Here is a 15,896-nt window from a genome sequence, read left to right on the forward strand (position 1 = left end):
CCCCTTCGAATGAACCTACGGTCGCCCGCACGCGATTGACTTGACATCAGACGGCCAGGAGTGGGCGGAGCGGAGCATTCAGGGGCGCGTGCCGTCGGTCGCGCCACCGGGAGCGCCGAAGTGCGCCGCCCCCCTTGGAAGCAGAGCGTCGCCTTCCGACTCCGTCGCGTAACCACCGGCGCGCTGGACCCGTTGGAGGGGGCATGGGCTTCACGATCGGCGGCATTCGGGAGATGCGATCCGGCACACGTCGGCGCGGCCGTTCCTCGGACTGCACGGCGGTGGCCGAGTTCACCGGCCTCTGGGGGTGGGACGTCGTCCCCGGCGCGCGGACGGCTTCCGGCGCGTGCTCGTGCGGCAGGACCACCTGCTCCGCGCCGGGCGCGCATCCCCTCGACTTCGCGCCTCCCGTCCGCGCCGGAGCGTCACTCGACGAGGTGACCGAGGCCTGGGCCGAGTTCCCCGGCGCCGCCGTGATGCTGCCGGTGGGCCGCTCCTTCGACGTGATCGAGGTCGCCGAGTCGGCGGGGCGGCACGCGCTCGTCCGGCTCGAACGCATGGGCCTCCCGGTCGGCCCCGTGATCGCCACCCCCGAGGGCCGCGCCCACTTCCTCGTCGCCCCCGGGGCCGCCGCCGAGCTGTCCGCCCTGCTCTACCGCATGGGCTGGGACGACCCCTCCGCCCTGGATCTGCGCGGCCTCGGCCCCGGCAGCCATGTCACCGCCCCGCCCTCCGACCGCGGCGGCCTCGGCCCGGTCAGCTGGCTCCGCTCCCCCGACCTCGACTCCGCGACCAAACCGCCGGCCGCGCGCCTGCTGCTGGGGACCCTGGCGTACGTGGCCCACCGGTCACGGGCCTGACCTCGACCGTCCCCCTGCGTACAAGGCGAAGCGCCCGTCCCCGACTGCAGCTCGGGGGCGGGCGCTTCTTCGCGCAGCTACGCGATGCCGTAAGTGGTCCACGGGGTCATTCGCCGATGAGCGCATCCACGAACGCCTCCGGCTCGAACGGCGCCAGGTCGTCCGCGCCCTCTCCCAGACCGATGAGCTTGACGGGCACGCCCAGCTCGCGCTGGACCGCGATGACGATGCCGCCCTTGGCGGTGCCGTCGAGCTTGGTGAGGACGATGCCGGTGATGTCGACGACCTCGGCGAAGACGCGGGCCTGGACGAGACCGTTCTGACCGGTGGTGGCGTCGAGGACGAGCAGGATCTCGTCCAGCGGCGCGTGCTTCTCGACGACGCGCTTGACCTTGCCCAGCTCGTCCATGAGACCGGTCTTGGTGTGCAGCCGGCCGGCGGTGTCGATGAGGACGACGTCGGCGCCCTCCTCGATGCCCTCCTTGACCGCGTCGAAGGCGATGGACGCCGGATCGCCGCCCTCCGGACCGCGTACGGTACGGGCGCCGACGCGCTCGCCCCAGGTCTGCAGCTGGTCGGCGGCGGCGGCGCGGAAGGTGTCGGCGGCGCCGAGGACGACGTTCTTGCCGTCGGCGACGAGGACGCGGGCGAGCTTGCCGGTGGTGGTGGTCTTGCCGGTGCCGTTGACCCCGACGACCATCACGATGCCGGGGGTGTCGAGGGGCGAGTCGGTGTTGACCGCGCGGTCGAACTCGGGAACGAGGATCGTCAGCAGTTCCTCGCGCAGCAGGGTGCGCAGCTCGGCCGGGGTGCGGGTGCCGAGCACCTTCACCCGCTCGCGCAGCCGTTCGACCAGCTCCTGGGTGGGCTGGACGCCGACGTCGGCCGTGAGGAGGGTGTCCTCGATCTCCTCCCAGGTGTCGTCGTCGAGGTGCTCGCGCGAGAGCAGCGTGAGCAGCCCCTTGCCGAGCGCGTTCTGCGAGCGGGAGAGCCGGGCGCGCAGCCGTACCAGACGGCCCGCCGTCGGTGCGGGGATCTCGATCTCGGGGGCGGCGGGCGGTTCCTCGACGGCCACGGGCGCCGACGCCGAGCCGTCCGGGAGGTCCACCTCCTCGATCGTCCGGCGCGGTTCGTCGCGCGGTGTCTCGGCCTCGTCGCCGACGTGCGGCTCGGCCGGAGGGGCGGTGATGTCGGGTGTCGTGGGGGGCGCCGGGGGCAGCGATTTCCTCTTGCGGCCGCCTACGACGAGCCCGCCCAGCACGCCGAGCACGACCACGGCGATGACTACAGCAAGGATGAGTTCCATAACGGGACCAGTATGCGGGACCACCCCGCGAGGCGTTCGATCGCCGTACGGGGCACGCGGCCCTTCCTCGCCTCTGGATACCTGACGAACCGTCAGCTAACGTCCTCCTCCACAGCCGCCCGAAGGGGGTCCCCATGCCCGTCACGGTCGTCCGTTTCAATCTGGTCGAGCCCGGCGCCACGCCCGCCTCGCTGCGGGCCCGCTACCGGGCCGCCGTCGAGATGGCCGCGTACGCCGATGAGCAGGGCGTCTCCACGGTGCAGACGGAGGAGCACCACGGGGTCGCGAACAACTGGCTGCCGTCACCGTTCGTCTTCGCGGGAGCCGTGTTCGGGGCCACCCGGCGGATCGCGGTCACGGTGTCGGCGATGATCGGCCCGCTGCACGACCCGCTGCGGCTGGCCGAGGACATCGCCGTACTGGATCTGGTGAGCGGCGGACGGCTGGTGACGGTCGCCGGGATCGGGTACCGGCCGGAGGAGTACGCGCAGTTCGACGTCGACTGGAAGAACCGCGGGAAGATCCAGGACGAGGTGCTGGAGACGCTGCTCCGGGCGTGGACGGGTGAGCCGTTCGAGTACCGAGGGCGCACGGTCCGGGTCACCCCGCGTCCGGGGACCGAGCCGCATCCGCTGCTGCTGGTCGGCGGCTCGTCGAAGGCCGCGGCACGCAGGGCGGCCCGGCTCGGGCTCCCCTTCTTCCCGAGCGCGCATCTGCCGGAGCTGGAGGCGTACTACAAGGAGCGGCTCGTGGAGTACGGCACCGAGGGGTGGACGATGATGCCCGCCGCCGAGACCCCGTTGCTGCACGTGGCGGAGGATCCGGACCGGGCGTGGGCCGAGTACGGCACGCACTTCCTGCACGAGGCGCGCACCTACGCCTCCTGGCAGTCGGCCGGCATCCGGTCGGCGGTGCGGTCGGGGGCGGCGACGGTGGCGGAGCTGCGGGCGGAGGGCGTGTACCGGATCGTCACGCCGGACGAGTGCGTGGACCTGGGACTCGACAACCTCGTCCTGCACCCCCTGGCGGGCGGGATGCCGGTGGCGGAGGGCTGGCGGAGTCTTCGACTGTTCGCGGAACGGGTCCTGCCGGCACTGGGCGGCTGAGCCGGGCGGATCCGCTCGCCGAGGCGACCTCGGCAATGCTCCGCTGAGCCATGAGCTTGCTGGTGGAGGTGCTGGTCCGGGAGCCGGACGGCAGGCGGCGCATCCTTGACGTGCCGACGACGTGTACCGGTCCGGCGGCTTCGAGTCGTGGCGTACGCCGGAGTGGGGATCGGCGTGCGTGCGTCGTTCGGCGCGCGCTTCCTGCCCGTGCCGGTCCAGGAGGACCTCCGCGGCGAGGCCGAGGACGTACCGGAGTTCCAGCGCGAGGTGGCGCTACCGCGTCCCCGTCTCGACGAGGTCGCCCACGGCACCCGGCGGCCGCGGAGCGTCGAGGAGCACCGGCACCAGATCGAGACCCCGCTGCGGATCATCGAGGAGGGCATGCGCAAGGCCCTGGAGATCGGCGGCGGTGTCCTCGTCCGGTGAGCCCGCCCACGGCTCCGCCGCCCCCGGCCAGGCGGTTGCCCGACCGGGGGCGGCGGACGGTTCGGGAAGAAGGGCGGCGGGGTGTCGGCCCCTCCCCCCGGGCTCGCCGGGGGCCGTCAGCCCATCTCCTCCAGCGACTTGCCCTTCGTCTCCTTCACGAACTTGAGGACGAAGGGGATGGAGAGCGCGGCGAAGACCGTGTAGATCACGTAGGTCACCGAGAGGTTCCAGTCGGCCAGGGACGGGAAGCTGGCGGTGATGGCCCAGTTGGCGATCCACTGCGCGGAGGCGGCCACGCCCAGGGCGGCGGCGCGGAGCCGGTTCGGGAACATCTCGCCGAGCATGACCCAGACGACCACACCCCAGGAGAGGGCGAAGAAGAGGACGAAGACATGGGCGGCGATCAGGGCGACCCAGCCCTGGGTGGCGGGGAGCTTGCCGTCGACGAGGTCGAAGGAGAAGGCCCATGCCTCCAGCGCGAGGCCGGCGACCATGCCGACGGAACCGATGAGCGCGAGCGGCTTGCGGCCGATCCGGTCCACGAAGATCATCGCGATCACGGTGCCGACGATGTTGATGATCGAGGTCGTGAAGGAGTAGAAGAACGACTCGCTCGGGTCGACGCCGACGGACTGCCAGAGCGTCGCGGAGTAGTAGAAGGCGACGTTGATGCCGACGAACTGCTGGAAGACCGACAGTCCGATGCCGATCCAGACGATCGGCTTGAAGAGGAAGCTGCCGCCGAGCAGGTCCTTGAAGGTCGACTTGTGCTCGCGGTGCATGGCCGACTCGATCTCGGCGATCCGGGCGTCCAGGTCGACGTCCTTGCCCTCGACCTCGGCGAGCACCTCGCGGGCGCGCTCGTCCCTGCCCACGGAGATCAGGAAGCGCGGGGACTCGGGGATCGCGAAGGAGAGCAGGCCGTACAGCACGGCCGGGACGACCATGACGCCGAGCATGATCTGCCAGGCTTCCAGGCCGAGCAGTTCACCGCGCTGGTCGCCGTCGGCGGCGTTCAGGATGCCCCAGTTGACCAGCTGGGAGATGGCGATACCGACGACGATCGCGGCCTGCTGGAACGAGCCGAGCCGTCCCCGGTAGGCGGGCGGGGCGACCTCGGCGATGTAGGCGGGGCCGATGACCGACGCCATGCCGATGGCGAAGCCGCCGACGATGCGCCAGAAGGCGAGGTCGTACAGCGCGAAGGGGAGCGCCGAGCCGACGGCACTGACCGTGAAGAGGGCGGCCGCTATCTGCATGCACCGGATACGGCCGATGCGGTCGGCTATCCGGCCGGCCGTGGCCGCGCCGACGGCGCAGCCGATGAGCGCGACGGCGATGACCTGGGCCAGGGCCGTGGAGCCGATGTCGTAGCGGTGCCGGATGGCTTCGACGGCGCCGTTGATGACGGCGCTGTCGTAGCCGAAGAGGAAACCGCCCATCGCGGCCGCCGCCGCGATGAAGATCACGTGGGAGAGATGGTCGGGCTGGCCTTCGCGCGCTCCTGACTGGGACGCCTGCGCAGTGCTGGTCACGTGGGGGGACCTTCCGCTTTGAAGGTAAGGGCAACGCTGGAGAGAATATGCCTTCAAGTTTCGAAGTCAAAAGAGGGGACGAGTGGCAATTACAGAAGCTCTCGGGGGAAAGTGAGGAGATTGAGTTCAAGTATTGAAGATGATGGTTTCGGCTTCGACGCAGGGCGCGGGGAACCTCGCGACCGCCCTCGTCTACCCTCCGACCGGAACGGCTAACGCAGCCGCTGGCTGATGACCTTCGAGACGCCGTCGCCCTGCATCGACACGCCGTACAGCGCGTCGGCGACCTCCATCGTCCGCTTCTGATGGGTGATCACGATCAGCTGCGACGCCTCCTGCAGCTCCTGCATGATCCGGATCAGCCGCTGCAGATTGGTGTCGTCGAGCGCCGCCTCGACCTCGTCCATCACGTAGAACGGGCTGGGACGGGCCTTGAAGATCGACACGAGCATCGCGACGGCGGTCAGCGACCGCTCACCGCCGGAGAGCAGCGACAGCCGCTTGACCTTCTTGCCCGGCGGCCTGGCCTCGACGTCCACCCCGGTGGTGAGCATGTTGTCCGGGTCGGTGAGGATCAGCCGCCCCTCCCCGCCGGGGAAGAGCCGGGAGAAGACGCCCTCGAACTCCCGTGCGGTGTCCCAGAACGCCTCGGTGAAGACCTGTTCCACCCGTTCGTCGACGTCCTTCACCACCTGGAGCAGATCGGCCCGGGTCTTCTTCAGGTCCTCCAGCTGCTCACTGAGGAACTTGTGCCGCTCCTCCAGCGCCGCGAACTCCTCCAGAGCCAGTGGATTGACCTTGCCCAGCTGCTGGTACGCGCGCTCGGCCGCCCTGAGCCGCTTCTCCTGCTCGGCCCGGTGGAACGTCCTCGGCCGGTTGCGGGGGTGCTCCGGGTCCTCCGGCATCTCCTCCCCCTCGGCGGGCGGCGACGGCGGTACGGGCTGGTCCGGCCCGTACTCCGCGATCAGCCCCTCCGGTTCGACGCCCAGCTCCTCCAGCGCCTTGGTCTCCAGCTGCTCGATCCGCATCCGCTTCTCGGCGCCGAGCACCTCGCCCCGGTGCACGGAGTCGGTCAGCTTGTCCATCTCGGCCTTGAGATCGCGTCCCTCGGCACGGGCCTGCGCGAGCTCCTGCTCCCGGCGCGCCTTGGCGGCGTCGGCGGCGGTGCGTTCCTCCTCCGCCCGGGCCAGGGAGACCTCGACGTGGCCGAGCAGTTGCCGGGCACCGGACGCGACGGCCTCGGCGACGGCCGCCTCGTGGCGCAGCCGCGCCCTGCGCTGTTCGGCGCGCGCCCGCGCCTCGCGCTCGGCGCGCGCGGCCCGGTCCAGCGAGTCCGCGCGTCCCGCGAGCCCCTTGACCCGCTCCTCGTGCGTCCGCACCTGGAGCCGGGCCTCCATCTCCGTCTGCCGCGCGTTGGCCCCGTCCGCCGCGAGCCGGTCCCGTACGGAGGTGTCCGGCTCCTCCTCGACGGGCATCTCCTCGGCCACCGCGAGCCGTTCGGCCAGCTCCTCCGCGTCCTCCATGGCCCTGTCGAGCGCGTCCTGGGCGCGTGCGGCGGCGGCCGTCGACCGCTCGGCCTCCCCGGCAGCGCCCCTCGCCTGACCGGCCAGCCGCCCGAGCTGCTGGGCGACCGCGGACTTCTCCCGCTCGGCCGCCCGGCGGCGCTCGCCCAGCTCCTCCACGAGCGCGGCGCGGTCCCGCCGCGACTCGACCGCGCCGCGCTGGACCTCGGCCAACTCCTCGCACCGTACGGCCAGTTCCTCCAGCTCGGCCGCCGCCTCGTCGACGGCGGCCTGCACCTCCAGCAGGCTCGGCGCCCCGGCCGAGCCGCCGTGGGCGAAGTGGGCCCCGAGCAGGTCGCCTTCGGCGGTGACCGCGATGAGGTCCGGGCGGGCATAGACGAGGGCCTCGGCGTCTTCGAGGGTGTCCACGACGACGATGCGGTGGAGGAGGCGGCGGACGGCGGGGGTGAGGTCGGAGGGGGCCCGGACCAGGTCGGCGGCAAAGTGTGCGGGAGAGGATCCCGGCAGGGGCCGTCGTTCGTCCGCGGGTCCGTCGTGGCTGGTCGCGCCGTTCCCCACGCCCCTCCGGGGCGCTGCCCCCTGGAGCGGTGTCGAGTCGTCCGGCGCCCCTGCCAGCAGCAGGGCCGCGCGGCCCGCGTCCTGTTTGCGCAGCAGGCGGATCGCCTCGGCGGCCGAGGCCGGACTGGTCACGGCGATCGCGTCGGCCGCCGCGCCGAAGGCCGCCGCCAGGGCGACCTCGTGGCCGGGGGTGACCGACAGCAGCTCGGCCGCCGGACCCAGCACCCCTGCCAACCGGTCCTTCGCGGCGAGCAGCGCGCCCGTGCCGTCCTTGCGGCGCAGGCCCAGCGCGAGGGCCTCGTGCCGGGCCTGGGTGGCGGCGCGGCGTCGTTCGGCGGCGGTGGTCGCCTCCCTGGCGGCGGTGAGGGCGGACTCGGACTCGGCCAGGGCGCGCTTCGCGGCGTCGTGCCGCCCGGCCAGTTCGGAGTCGTCGGCGTCGAGGCCGTCGACCTCGGCCTTCAACGCCTCGTACTCCTCCTGGGCGGTGACGGCACGCTCCTGTGCCTCGTCGCGGGCCGCGGCGAGCCGGTCGATCTCGGCCTGGGCGGAGGCCGCGCGGGAGCGGGCGGCGTTGACCTGGCCGTTCAGCCGGGCGAGGCTCTCGCGGCGGTCGGCGATGGACCGGGCGACGTCCTTCAGCCTGCGTTCCTCGACCGTCAGTTCACGTTCCAGTTCGGCACGGTGCTCGACCGTGTCCTCCAGGGCGCGCTCGGCCGCCTCCAGGGCCGCTTCGAGTTCGGCCTCCTGTTCGCGGACGCGGGCGGCCTCGCGCTCCATGTCCTCGGGGTCGCGGCCGCGCCGCTCCTCGGGAGGCACGGAGGTGGCGCTCTTGACCCGGGCGTCGGCGAGCAAGACCGTGCCGCGCACCCGTTCGGCGAGCTGCGACAGCTCGTACCAGGTCTCCTGGGCCCGCTGGAGGCGCGGGGCCAGCCGGCGCACCTCGCCCTCCAGATGCGCCTCCCGCTGGAGTGCCTTCTTCAGCTCGGTCTCGGCGGCCTCCTTGCGCTGCTTGAGCGCGGCCTCGTCGGCGACCTCGGTGCGCAGCGCCGCCCGGAGCCGTACGAGGTCGTCGGCCAGCAGCCGTAGCCGTGCGTCCCGCAGGTCCGCCTGGATGACGGCGGCCCGGCGGGCTACGGCGGCCTGTCGGCCGAGGGGCTTGAGCTGACGGCGGAGTTCGTCGGTGAGGTCCTGGACGCGGGCCAGGTTGGCCTGCATGGCGTCCAGTTTCCGCAGCGCCTTCTCCTTGCGCTTGCGGTGCTTGAGGACGCCGGCGGCCTCCTCGATGAAGGCGCGGCGGCCCATGGGGTCGGCGTGCAGGACGGAGTCGAGCCGGCCCTGGCCGACGATGACGTGCATCTCCCGGCCGATGCCGGAGTCGGAGAGCAGGTCCTGGATGTCGAGGAGGCGGCAGGTGTCACCGTTGATCTGGTACTCGCTGCCGCCGTTGCGGAACATGATCCGCGTGATCGTGACCTCGGAGTACTCGATGGGGAGGGCCCCGTCGGAGTTGTCGATGGTCAGGGACACCTCGGCGCGGCCGAGCGGCGGGCGCCCGGTGGTGCCGGCGAAGATGACGTCCTCCATCTTGCCGCCGCGCAGGGACTTCGCGCCCTGTTCGCCCATGACCCAGCTGAGCGCGTCGACGACGTTGGACTTGCCCGAGCCGTTCGGGCCGACGACGCACGTGATGCCCGGCTCGAACCGGAGCGTGGTCGCGGAGGCGAACGACTTGAACCCGCGGAGGGTCAGGGCCTTGAGGTGCACGCCGCCGGACTCTACCTTCCGGCCTTGTCCCACTCCATGAACGCGCGGTTTCACACATGAACGTGCAGGGCACATCAGACGTTAAGGAGTATGAGGAAGTACGGGGGTTCTCGGGGGTTCGGGGAGACGGGGGACAGAAAGAAGGGACGCCTCGAAGAGAAGGCGTCCCTTGCAGATCTGACAACTTAGCGGTTGATACGGGCCGCCCAACCACTGCTGTCTGTCGTGGTGCGATGCAGTGATCAGGTGAGCGCAGGCTCCGCCTGGCGTGCGTCGAGCTCCATGAGCGAATCGTGAGAAGCGGCAGCCGTCAGCGCGTCGTTCTCCGCCTGGATGCGTCCGAGTTCGGATTCCAGGTCCTGGACACGCTGCTGGAGCCGTCGCATCTCGGCGAGGAGTCGCGGGTCGGAGCCGCCGACGTAACCGAGAAGCGCCTTTGCCATGATGGATGGTCCTCCACACTGAGTGACCGACCGAAGCGGTGTGGGTCGTGAGGGAATCGCACCCGCGTTGCTTGGCACTGTTGAGTTTTTGCTGCCGTCTTCATGCCAAACAGCTAAGGTGCGCGGGGTTGCTTTTAGCGTCTCACCAAAAAGTTTGACGGTCAACACGATCACGCCCCGCATTGGCGGGCATCCCTCTGCCGCGCGGCCCTGAGCGGGCGACGCTGCGGCGGTTCGGGGACCTCTCCTGGCCGGCGGAGCGAGGGGATCATCGTCTCTTCGGAGACTGCCATGACAAAGCCACCTTGGCAATCACCTGCACATTTCTGGTTTGTGCATGCTCCTGGCATATGCCGGTGGCGCAGCCCTCACTCGCATCCCGCCGGCTCCGCGCGAGAGGGTCAGCGGATGGCGAAGCCGTCGTAGCCCCCGCGCGGTGTGTCCCAGATCTCGGTGACGCCGTCCACGCGTCCGGGCGTGTCGTCACCCAGGAGCCACCCCAGTAGCCCCTCACACGCCTCGCGGGGCCCCTCGGCGACCACCTGGACCCGTCCGTCGGCCAAATTGAGAGCAAAACCACTCAGGCCGCCGATCTCCAGCGCCCGAGCCCGCGTGAACCAGCGGAAACCCACCCCTTGCACCCGTCCACGCACCCAGGCGACCAGCCGTACATCCTCGCTCATGCCTGCACGCTAACGGGCCAATGTCCCACGGGTCTCTTCCTCCCCCGGCGCCATGCTGTACCGTCCCCACCCAATGAATCTCATATGAAACTCACTCCTTCGTGTGAGATTCGTGAAGGCGACGATCACAACGTTGACAACATCCCCAACGTTGACGCAGGACACAGCAAGGACGAGGAAGGCCAAGACATGGGACGCCACCGACGCTCCGCCGCCGGCCGCGCCGCCAGGGGGGGCCGCGCCGCCGGGGTCACCGACATGGGCTTCGCTTCCGAAGAGCCCCACTACGGTCCGGAGAACCTGTACGGGTTCGCCGCGGTCCTGGAGGCTGACGCCCAGGCCGCCTCGCGCTCCGGTGGCTCGCGCCGCCGCAAGAAGCGGACCGTGACCCCCGTGAAGTCCAGCCTGCTCGGCGTGTCCGCCGCTGTGGCCCTCGGTACCGTCGCGGTCGCCACCGGGGTGCTCCCCGGTGGCGACAAGTACTCGGTCAGCGAGGGCGCCGGCAACGAGACGGTGGTGCCCGCCGGTTCACCGACGGGTGCGGCGACCCAGCAGGGCGGTACGGACGGCGCCGCGCCGGAGCAGCGCGAGGACGAGTCCACCAGCCGCGACGCCGAGCGCGAGGCCTCACCGTCCGACGCCCCGGCGCCCTCGAAGACCCCCTCCGAGGAGACGCCTTCCGACGAGGCGGGCAAGGGCTCCGGTTCGGAGAAGACCGAGAAGCCGTCCGGCAGGCCCACCAAGGAGCAGGGCAAGGAGAAGGACAAGGACAAGGGCAAGGAGAAGACCTCCCCGGGGGAGATCTCCACCGAGACCCAGGCCGAGGCGGCGGTCCTCCTGCTCGTCAACGAGGAGCGGGCCAAGGCCGGCTGCAGCCCGGTCGCGGCCGACAGCGACCTGTCCCGACTGGCCGAGGCGTTCAGCGAGGACATGGCGCTGCGCGGCTTCTTCGACCACACGGACCCCGACGGCGCCGACCCCTGGGACCGTGCGGCCTCCCTCGGGATCACCGGCCTGGGCGGCGAGAACATCGCCCGCGGCCAGGCCACCGCCGAGGCGGTCATGGAGGCCTGGATGAACAGCCCCGGCCACCGGGCGAACATCCTGAACTGCGACTTCAAGACCCTCGGCGTCGGCGTCCACCTGGGCGACGGCGGACCGTGGTGGACCCAGGACTTCGGCTACTGAGACGTCACCCGGAAGGCACGCGCTAACCAATAGTTAGTGCAACCTTCTGGTGAGCGCTACCCCGGAGTATGCTCGACATATGGAACCAGCCGCGCAGACTGCCGTGACGCCCGCGCAGGCCGCCGCGGGCGCGGACGCCTGGAACGTCGACGAGCTGGCCTTCGACGTGTTCGCCAGGAACTGCCCCTCGCGGGGCACCCTGGAGCACGTCACGGGCCGCTGGGGCGGACTCACGCTGGGCGCGCTGCACGACAGCTCGCTCCGCTTCAACGAGCTGCGGCGCCGGGTCGACGGCGTCAGCGAGAAGATGCTCTCCCAGACCCTGCACGCCCTGGAGCGCGACGGCCTGGTGCACCGCGAGGCCCAGCCCACCAACCCGCCGCGCGTCGACTACTCCCTCACCCCGCTCGGTCGCGAGGTCTCCGAGCGGCTGCTGTCCCTCATCACCTTCGTGGAGGGCCGTATGGAGGACGTGCTCAGGGCCAGGGCGCGTTACGACGAGACGCGCGGGGCCCGCTGACACGTCGGGCAGAAGTAGCTGGACCGGTTCATCCAGGGCCGTCGCCGCATCGGCGTGGCACAGCGTCGGCAGGGCAGTCCCTCACGACCGTACGCGTCCAGCGAACGGTCGAAGTACCCCGACTCACCGTTGACGTTGACGTAGAGGCTGTCGAAGCTGGTGCCGCCCACCGCCAGCGCCGCGTTCATCACGTCCCGTACGTGGCCCAGCAGTTCGGTGGTGCGGGGGCGGGTGAAGCCGGCGGTGGGGCGCTCGTAGTGCAGCCTGGCCCGCCACAGCGCCTCGTCGGCGTAGATGTTGCCGACGCCGCTGATCAACGACTGGTCGAGCAGGGCCCGTTTGATGGTCGTCCGCTTCCGGCGCAGCGCCTGGTGGAACGCCTCCGCGTCGAACAGCGGGTCGAGCGGGTCGCGGGCGATGTGCGCGATGACGTCCGGCAGCCCGTCGGGGGTGGTGTCGTGCAACGACAGTCCGCCGAAGGTGCGTTGGTCGACGAAGCGGAGTTCGGTGAGCAGGTCGTCCGCGAACCGGACGCGGATCCTGAGGTGCTTCTCGTCGGCCGTCCCGTGCGGCTGCACGAGCAGTTGGCCGCTCATCCCGAGGTGGGCGAGGACGGCCGTGCCGGTGTCCTCGACGGGCAGCCACAGGTACTTGCCGCGTCGGCTGGGCTCACCGATGCGGTGGCCCTTCAGCCGGTGCGCGAAGTCCTCGGGGCCGGCCAGGTGCCGGCGGATCGCCCGGGGGTGGAGCACCTCGACGTCCGCGACGGTGCGGTGCGCCACCCAGCGCGCCAGGCCGCGCCGGACGACCTCGACCTCGGGGAGTTCTGGCACGGGATCCTCCGGAGGTTGGGCGCGGGGGGAGGTCGGGGATGGGTGCGGGCCCGGTGGGGGCTGGTCGCGCAGTTGCCCGCGCCCCTGAAAAGCAGGGGCTGCGCCCCGTGCTTCTCAGGCCCACCGGACCCGCACCCGACAACACACCGAAGCCGCCCCCGCGTCCCCTCGCGGGGGCCCGGGGGCGGCAGCCCTCGGTGTCAGGCCGGGGCGGTGTCCGAAGGTGCGTCCGCGGAGTCAGCGGCGGCCGCGGCCTCGGCCGCCGCCTTCGCCCGCTCGTCCGCCGCGGAGCGGATCGCACGCCAGGCGGACTCGGCCGCCTGCTGCTCCGCTTCCTTCTTGCTGCGGCCGGTGCCGGTGCCGTACGAGACGCCTCCGACGCGGGCGGCAGCTGTGAAGGTCTTCTCATGGTCGGGGCCGGTCTCCGTGACCAGGTACTCGGGCACACCGAGCCCCTCGGTCGCGGTGAGCTCCTGGAGACTGGTCTTCCAGTCCAGGCCGGCTCCGAGGTTCGAAGACTTCTCGATCAACGGGTCGAACAGGCGATGCACCAGCTCCGCCGCCGAGTCGAGCCCCTGGTCGAGATAGACCGCGCCGATCACCGCTTCGAGGGTGTCGGCGAGGATGGATGCCTTGTCCCGGCCACCCGTGCCCTCTTCACCGCGGCCGAGCCGGATGAAGGAGCCGAGGTCGAGCCCGCGGCCCACCTCCGCCAGCGCACGAGAGTTGACCACCGCGGCCCGCAGCTTGGCCAGTTGGCCTTCGGGCAGGTCGGGGTGGGTGCGGTACAGCGTGTCCGTGACCACCAGGCCGAGCACGGAGTCCCCGAGGAACTCCAGGCGCTCGTTGGTGGGCAGACCGCCGTTCTCGTACGCGTACGAACGGTGGGTCAGTGCACGCACCAGAAGGGCGGACTCGAGCTTGTAGCCGAGCCGCCCTTCCAGAAGCGTGTGGGACGAGGCTGTGTTCTCCGCCTTTTTCTTGGCGTTGGTCTCCGCCTTGGCGTCAGACATAGAGCCTCTCACCAGCCGCTCAGACCTCGAGGACCTGGCGCTTGTTGTAGGTGCCGCAAGACGGGCACGCGATGTGCTGCAGCTTGGGCTCGTGGCAGCGCTCGCACGCAACCAGGGTGGGGACCGCAGCCTTCCACTGCGACCGGCGGTGGCGCGTGTTGCTGCGCGACATCTTCCGCTTCGGAACAGCCACGGCTACTTCTCCTGCTTCTCGTCGACACCGGGTTCGGCGCCGCTCAACTCGTCCTTCTCGCCGTCTTCGAGTGAACCGGCGAGTCCCTGCAGTGCCGCCCAACGGATGTCGACGGCGTCATGGTGGTGGTCCGGGTCGTCCGCCAGCCGGGCTCCGCACTCGGAGCACAGGCCGGGGCAGTCGTCCTGGCACACCGGCTGCATCGGCAGTGCGAGCACCACCGCGTCGCGCAGCACGGGTTCGAGGTCGAACAGACCGTCCTCGAGGAAGAGCCTGTCCTCGTCGTCCTCGGCGTCGCTGTCGGGTTCCGCGGTGACGCGGCCCCGCTCATCGGCGTCGGGGTACGAGAACATCTCCTGGAAGTCCGCTTCGAGCTCCAGCTCGACCGGCTCCAGACACCTTACGCACTCCCCCTTGGCGTCGGCACGGGCGGTGCCTGTGACGAGCACCCCTTCCATGACCGACTCCAGACGGAGTCCGATCTCCACCGGGGCGCCTTCCGGCACTCCGACGACCCCCTTGATCCCGAGATCCCTGGGAGCGTCGACCGAGCGCGTCAGACGCTGTTGCGCACCGGGCCGCCGGCCCAGCTCGTGTGTGTCGAACACGAGGGGGTTGCGGTGGTCGAGGCGGGCGTTCAGAGCCATTTCTGCTTTCGGTCTTCGGGGAACTCGGAGGAGGGCGCCACCCCTGGTGTTCCGGGCAGCGCTCGATCGCGGGCGTCAGTTGCGGACAGCATGAACGCACGCACGACCGAAGAGACAGGATACTGGACCTTTCGCTCTCGGCCCAATCCGCGGTCAGCGGCCCTGCTCGTACCGGCGCAACTGCTCCGCCGTGATCATGGTGGTGTCGAAGAGGCTGGTCTCGTCGAGCACGTTCGCCTGCTGCGGCGCGTACCCCTGCTGCTCCTGCGACGCCTGGTCCTGGTGCCCCTGGTGCGGGTCGTACGCGGGCTGCTGGGCGTAGCCGGCCGCGTACGGGTCGGCCTGCTGGTAGCCGTAGGGGTCCGCGGCCTGCTGGGGCTGGGTGTACTGCTGCTGGTAGCCGCCGTACGGATCCTGCTGGTACGCCGTCGCCTGGTACGCGTCCTGCTGGCCGCCGTAGGGCTGCTGCTCCGGCGTCTGGCGGGACTGCTGGGCGGGGGTGTCGGAGAGGGCGGCGAGATCGGCCAGGTAGTCGGCGTCGCTGGTGGGTCGCGGGGAGGTGCCGTCGTCGCCCAGGGCGAGGGCGCCGAGGTCGTCGGTGGCGATCCGGCCGTGGAGCTTCTGGCGGCCCCGGCCCACCGCCTCCAGGGTCTTGGCGAGCACCGCCTCGAAGGCGCCGAGCTTGGCGTCCACGTAGGCGTCGGCGTCCTTGCGCAGGGTCTCGGGGTCCTGGCTTCGCTCGGGGGCGTCCTCGTCCGCGTAGCCCTGCTCGTCGAGGCCGGGGCCCGTGCCGAGGAGCTTCTCGCGGCCGCGGCCCACGGAGCCGAGGGTCTTGGTGAGGACGACCTCGAAGTTGGCGAGCTTGGAGTCGACGTAGTCGTCGGCCTCGGCGCGGACGTCCTCGGCCTCCTGGCGGGCCTCGCCCAGGATGCGGTCGGCCTCGTTCTGGGACCGGCGGGCGACCTCGGTGTCGGAGATCAGGGAGCCGCGCTCGGCGTGCGCGTTCGCCACGATCCGCTCGGCCTCCTGGCGGGCCCGCTCGACCATGTGGTCACGGTCGCCGATCAGCTCCCTCGCCTGGGCGAGGGAGTCGGGCAGGGCCGCGCGCAGTTCGTCGAGCAGGGCGAGCAGTTCGGCGCGATTGACCACGCACGAGGCCGACATGGGCATGGATCGGGCGCCGGAGACCACCGAGACGATCTCGTCGAGCTTCTTCTGCACGTCCACCGTGTGGTCCACCGTGTGCTCGCCACTCTCTACGACTGTGTTGGAGACGGTCGGGTCGACTGTACGGCCAG

15 protein-coding genes are annotated in these 15,896 nt (G+C 71.0%); 5 read left to right on the forward strand and 10 right to left on the reverse strand.

Translation table 11 applies throughout. The features are described from left to right. Window positions 1–203: 203 nt before the first annotated feature. Entirely contained in the window at window positions 204–860 is a 657-nt protein-coding gene (locus ACZ6BB_RS29785) for a bifunctional DNA primase/polymerase (protein ID WP_471618226.1), read from the forward strand. 106 nt (window positions 861–966) lie between these two features. Here the strand turns inward: ACZ6BB_RS29785 and ftsY are convergent, their stop codons facing one another. Beyond that, a complete protein-coding gene (ftsY, locus tag ACZ6BB_RS29790) occupies window positions 967–2,166 on the reverse strand; it encodes a signal recognition particle-docking protein FtsY (RefSeq protein ID WP_471618227.1) in 1,200 nt (399 codons plus the stop codon). Window positions 2,167–2,300: 134 nt separating this feature from the next. On the opposite strand from ftsY, the gene ACZ6BB_RS29795 reads away from it, so the two are divergent. Then, a complete protein-coding gene (locus ACZ6BB_RS29795; protein ID WP_471618228.1) occupies window positions 2,301–3,272 on the forward strand; it encodes an LLM class flavin-dependent oxidoreductase in 972 nt (323 codons plus the stop codon). 174 nt (window positions 3,273–3,446) lie between these two features. Then, on the forward strand, window positions 3,447–3,698 hold the full coding sequence (locus ACZ6BB_RS29800; protein WP_471618229.1) for a hypothetical protein: 252 nt from the start codon (window positions 3,447–3,449) through the stop codon (window positions 3,696–3,698). A gap of 116 nt (window positions 3,699–3,814) precedes the next feature. Here ACZ6BB_RS29800 and ACZ6BB_RS29805 read toward each other — a convergent pair whose 3' ends face one another. The 4 genes from ACZ6BB_RS29805 to ACZ6BB_RS29820 form a co-directional block, all read right to left on the reverse strand. After that, window positions 3,815–5,233, reverse strand: coding sequence for a sugar porter family MFS transporter (locus ACZ6BB_RS29805; protein WP_471618230.1), 1,419 nt, complete (start codon window positions 5,231–5,233; stop codon window positions 3,815–3,817). Between the two features lie 212 nt (window positions 5,234–5,445). Then, the gene (gene smc / locus ACZ6BB_RS29810) at window positions 5,446–9,078 is read right to left on the reverse strand and encodes a chromosome segregation protein SMC (RefSeq protein WP_471618231.1); all 3,633 of its coding nucleotides are present in this window, start codon (window positions 9,076–9,078) and stop codon (window positions 5,446–5,448) included. A 242-nt stretch (window positions 9,079–9,320) separates the two neighbouring features. Then, window positions 9,321–9,521, reverse strand: coding sequence for a hypothetical protein (locus tag ACZ6BB_RS29815; RefSeq protein ID WP_005479841.1), 201 nt, complete (start codon window positions 9,519–9,521; stop codon window positions 9,321–9,323). A 401-nt stretch (window positions 9,522–9,922) separates the two neighbouring features. Then, window positions 9,923–10,204: an acylphosphatase gene (locus ACZ6BB_RS29820; protein WP_013000425.1), complete on the reverse strand. Its 282-nt coding sequence runs from the start codon at window positions 10,202–10,204 to the stop codon at window positions 9,923–9,925. Window positions 10,205–10,393: 189 nt separating this feature from the next. On the opposite strand from ACZ6BB_RS29820, the gene ACZ6BB_RS29825 reads away from it, so the two are divergent. Together ACZ6BB_RS29825 and ACZ6BB_RS29830 are read left to right on the forward strand one after the other, a co-directional pair. Next, window positions 10,394–11,392 carry a CAP domain-containing protein gene (locus tag ACZ6BB_RS29825; protein ID WP_471618232.1) on the forward strand — a complete coding sequence of 333 codons (999 nt, stop codon included), beginning with the start codon at window positions 10,394–10,396 and terminating at the stop codon, window positions 11,390–11,392. Window positions 11,393–11,471: 79 nt separating this feature from the next. Then, window positions 11,472–11,912 carry a winged helix-turn-helix transcriptional regulator gene (locus ACZ6BB_RS29830; protein WP_471618233.1) on the forward strand — a complete coding sequence of 147 codons (441 nt, stop codon included), beginning with the start codon at window positions 11,472–11,474 and terminating at the stop codon, window positions 11,910–11,912. Here the strand turns inward: ACZ6BB_RS29830 and mutM are convergent. From mutM to ACZ6BB_RS29855, 5 genes are all read right to left on the reverse strand, one after another. Next, on the reverse strand, window positions 11,885–12,745 hold the full coding sequence (mutM, locus tag ACZ6BB_RS29835; protein WP_471618234.1) for a bifunctional DNA-formamidopyrimidine glycosylase/DNA-(apurinic or apyrimidinic site) lyase: 861 nt from the start codon (window positions 12,743–12,745) through the stop codon (window positions 11,885–11,887). The two genes, ACZ6BB_RS29830 and mutM, sit on opposite strands and share 28 nt — an antisense overlap. A gap of 200 nt (window positions 12,746–12,945) precedes the next feature. Next, window positions 12,946–13,758, reverse strand: coding sequence for a ribonuclease III (rnc, locus tag ACZ6BB_RS29840; protein WP_471618235.1), 813 nt, complete (start codon window positions 13,756–13,758; stop codon window positions 12,946–12,948). A 19-nt stretch (window positions 13,759–13,777) separates the two neighbouring features. Continuing rightward, on the reverse strand, window positions 13,778–13,951 hold the full coding sequence (rpmF, locus tag ACZ6BB_RS29845) for a 50S ribosomal protein L32 (protein WP_007493396.1): 174 nt from the start codon (window positions 13,949–13,951) through the stop codon (window positions 13,778–13,780). A 2-nt stretch (window positions 13,952–13,953) separates the two neighbouring features. After that, on the reverse strand, window positions 13,954–14,598 hold the full coding sequence (locus ACZ6BB_RS29850; protein WP_471618236.1) for a YceD family protein: 645 nt from the start codon (window positions 14,596–14,598) through the stop codon (window positions 13,954–13,956). A 153-nt stretch (window positions 14,599–14,751) separates the two neighbouring features. After that, window positions 14,752–15,825 carry a cell division initiation protein gene (locus ACZ6BB_RS29855; RefSeq protein ID WP_471618321.1) on the reverse strand — a complete coding sequence of 358 codons (1,074 nt, stop codon included), beginning with the start codon at window positions 15,823–15,825 and terminating at the stop codon, window positions 14,752–14,754. Between the last annotated feature and the right edge of the window lie 71 nt (window positions 15,826–15,896).

Source organism: Streptomyces sp. NPDC041108 (assembly GCF_055592645.1).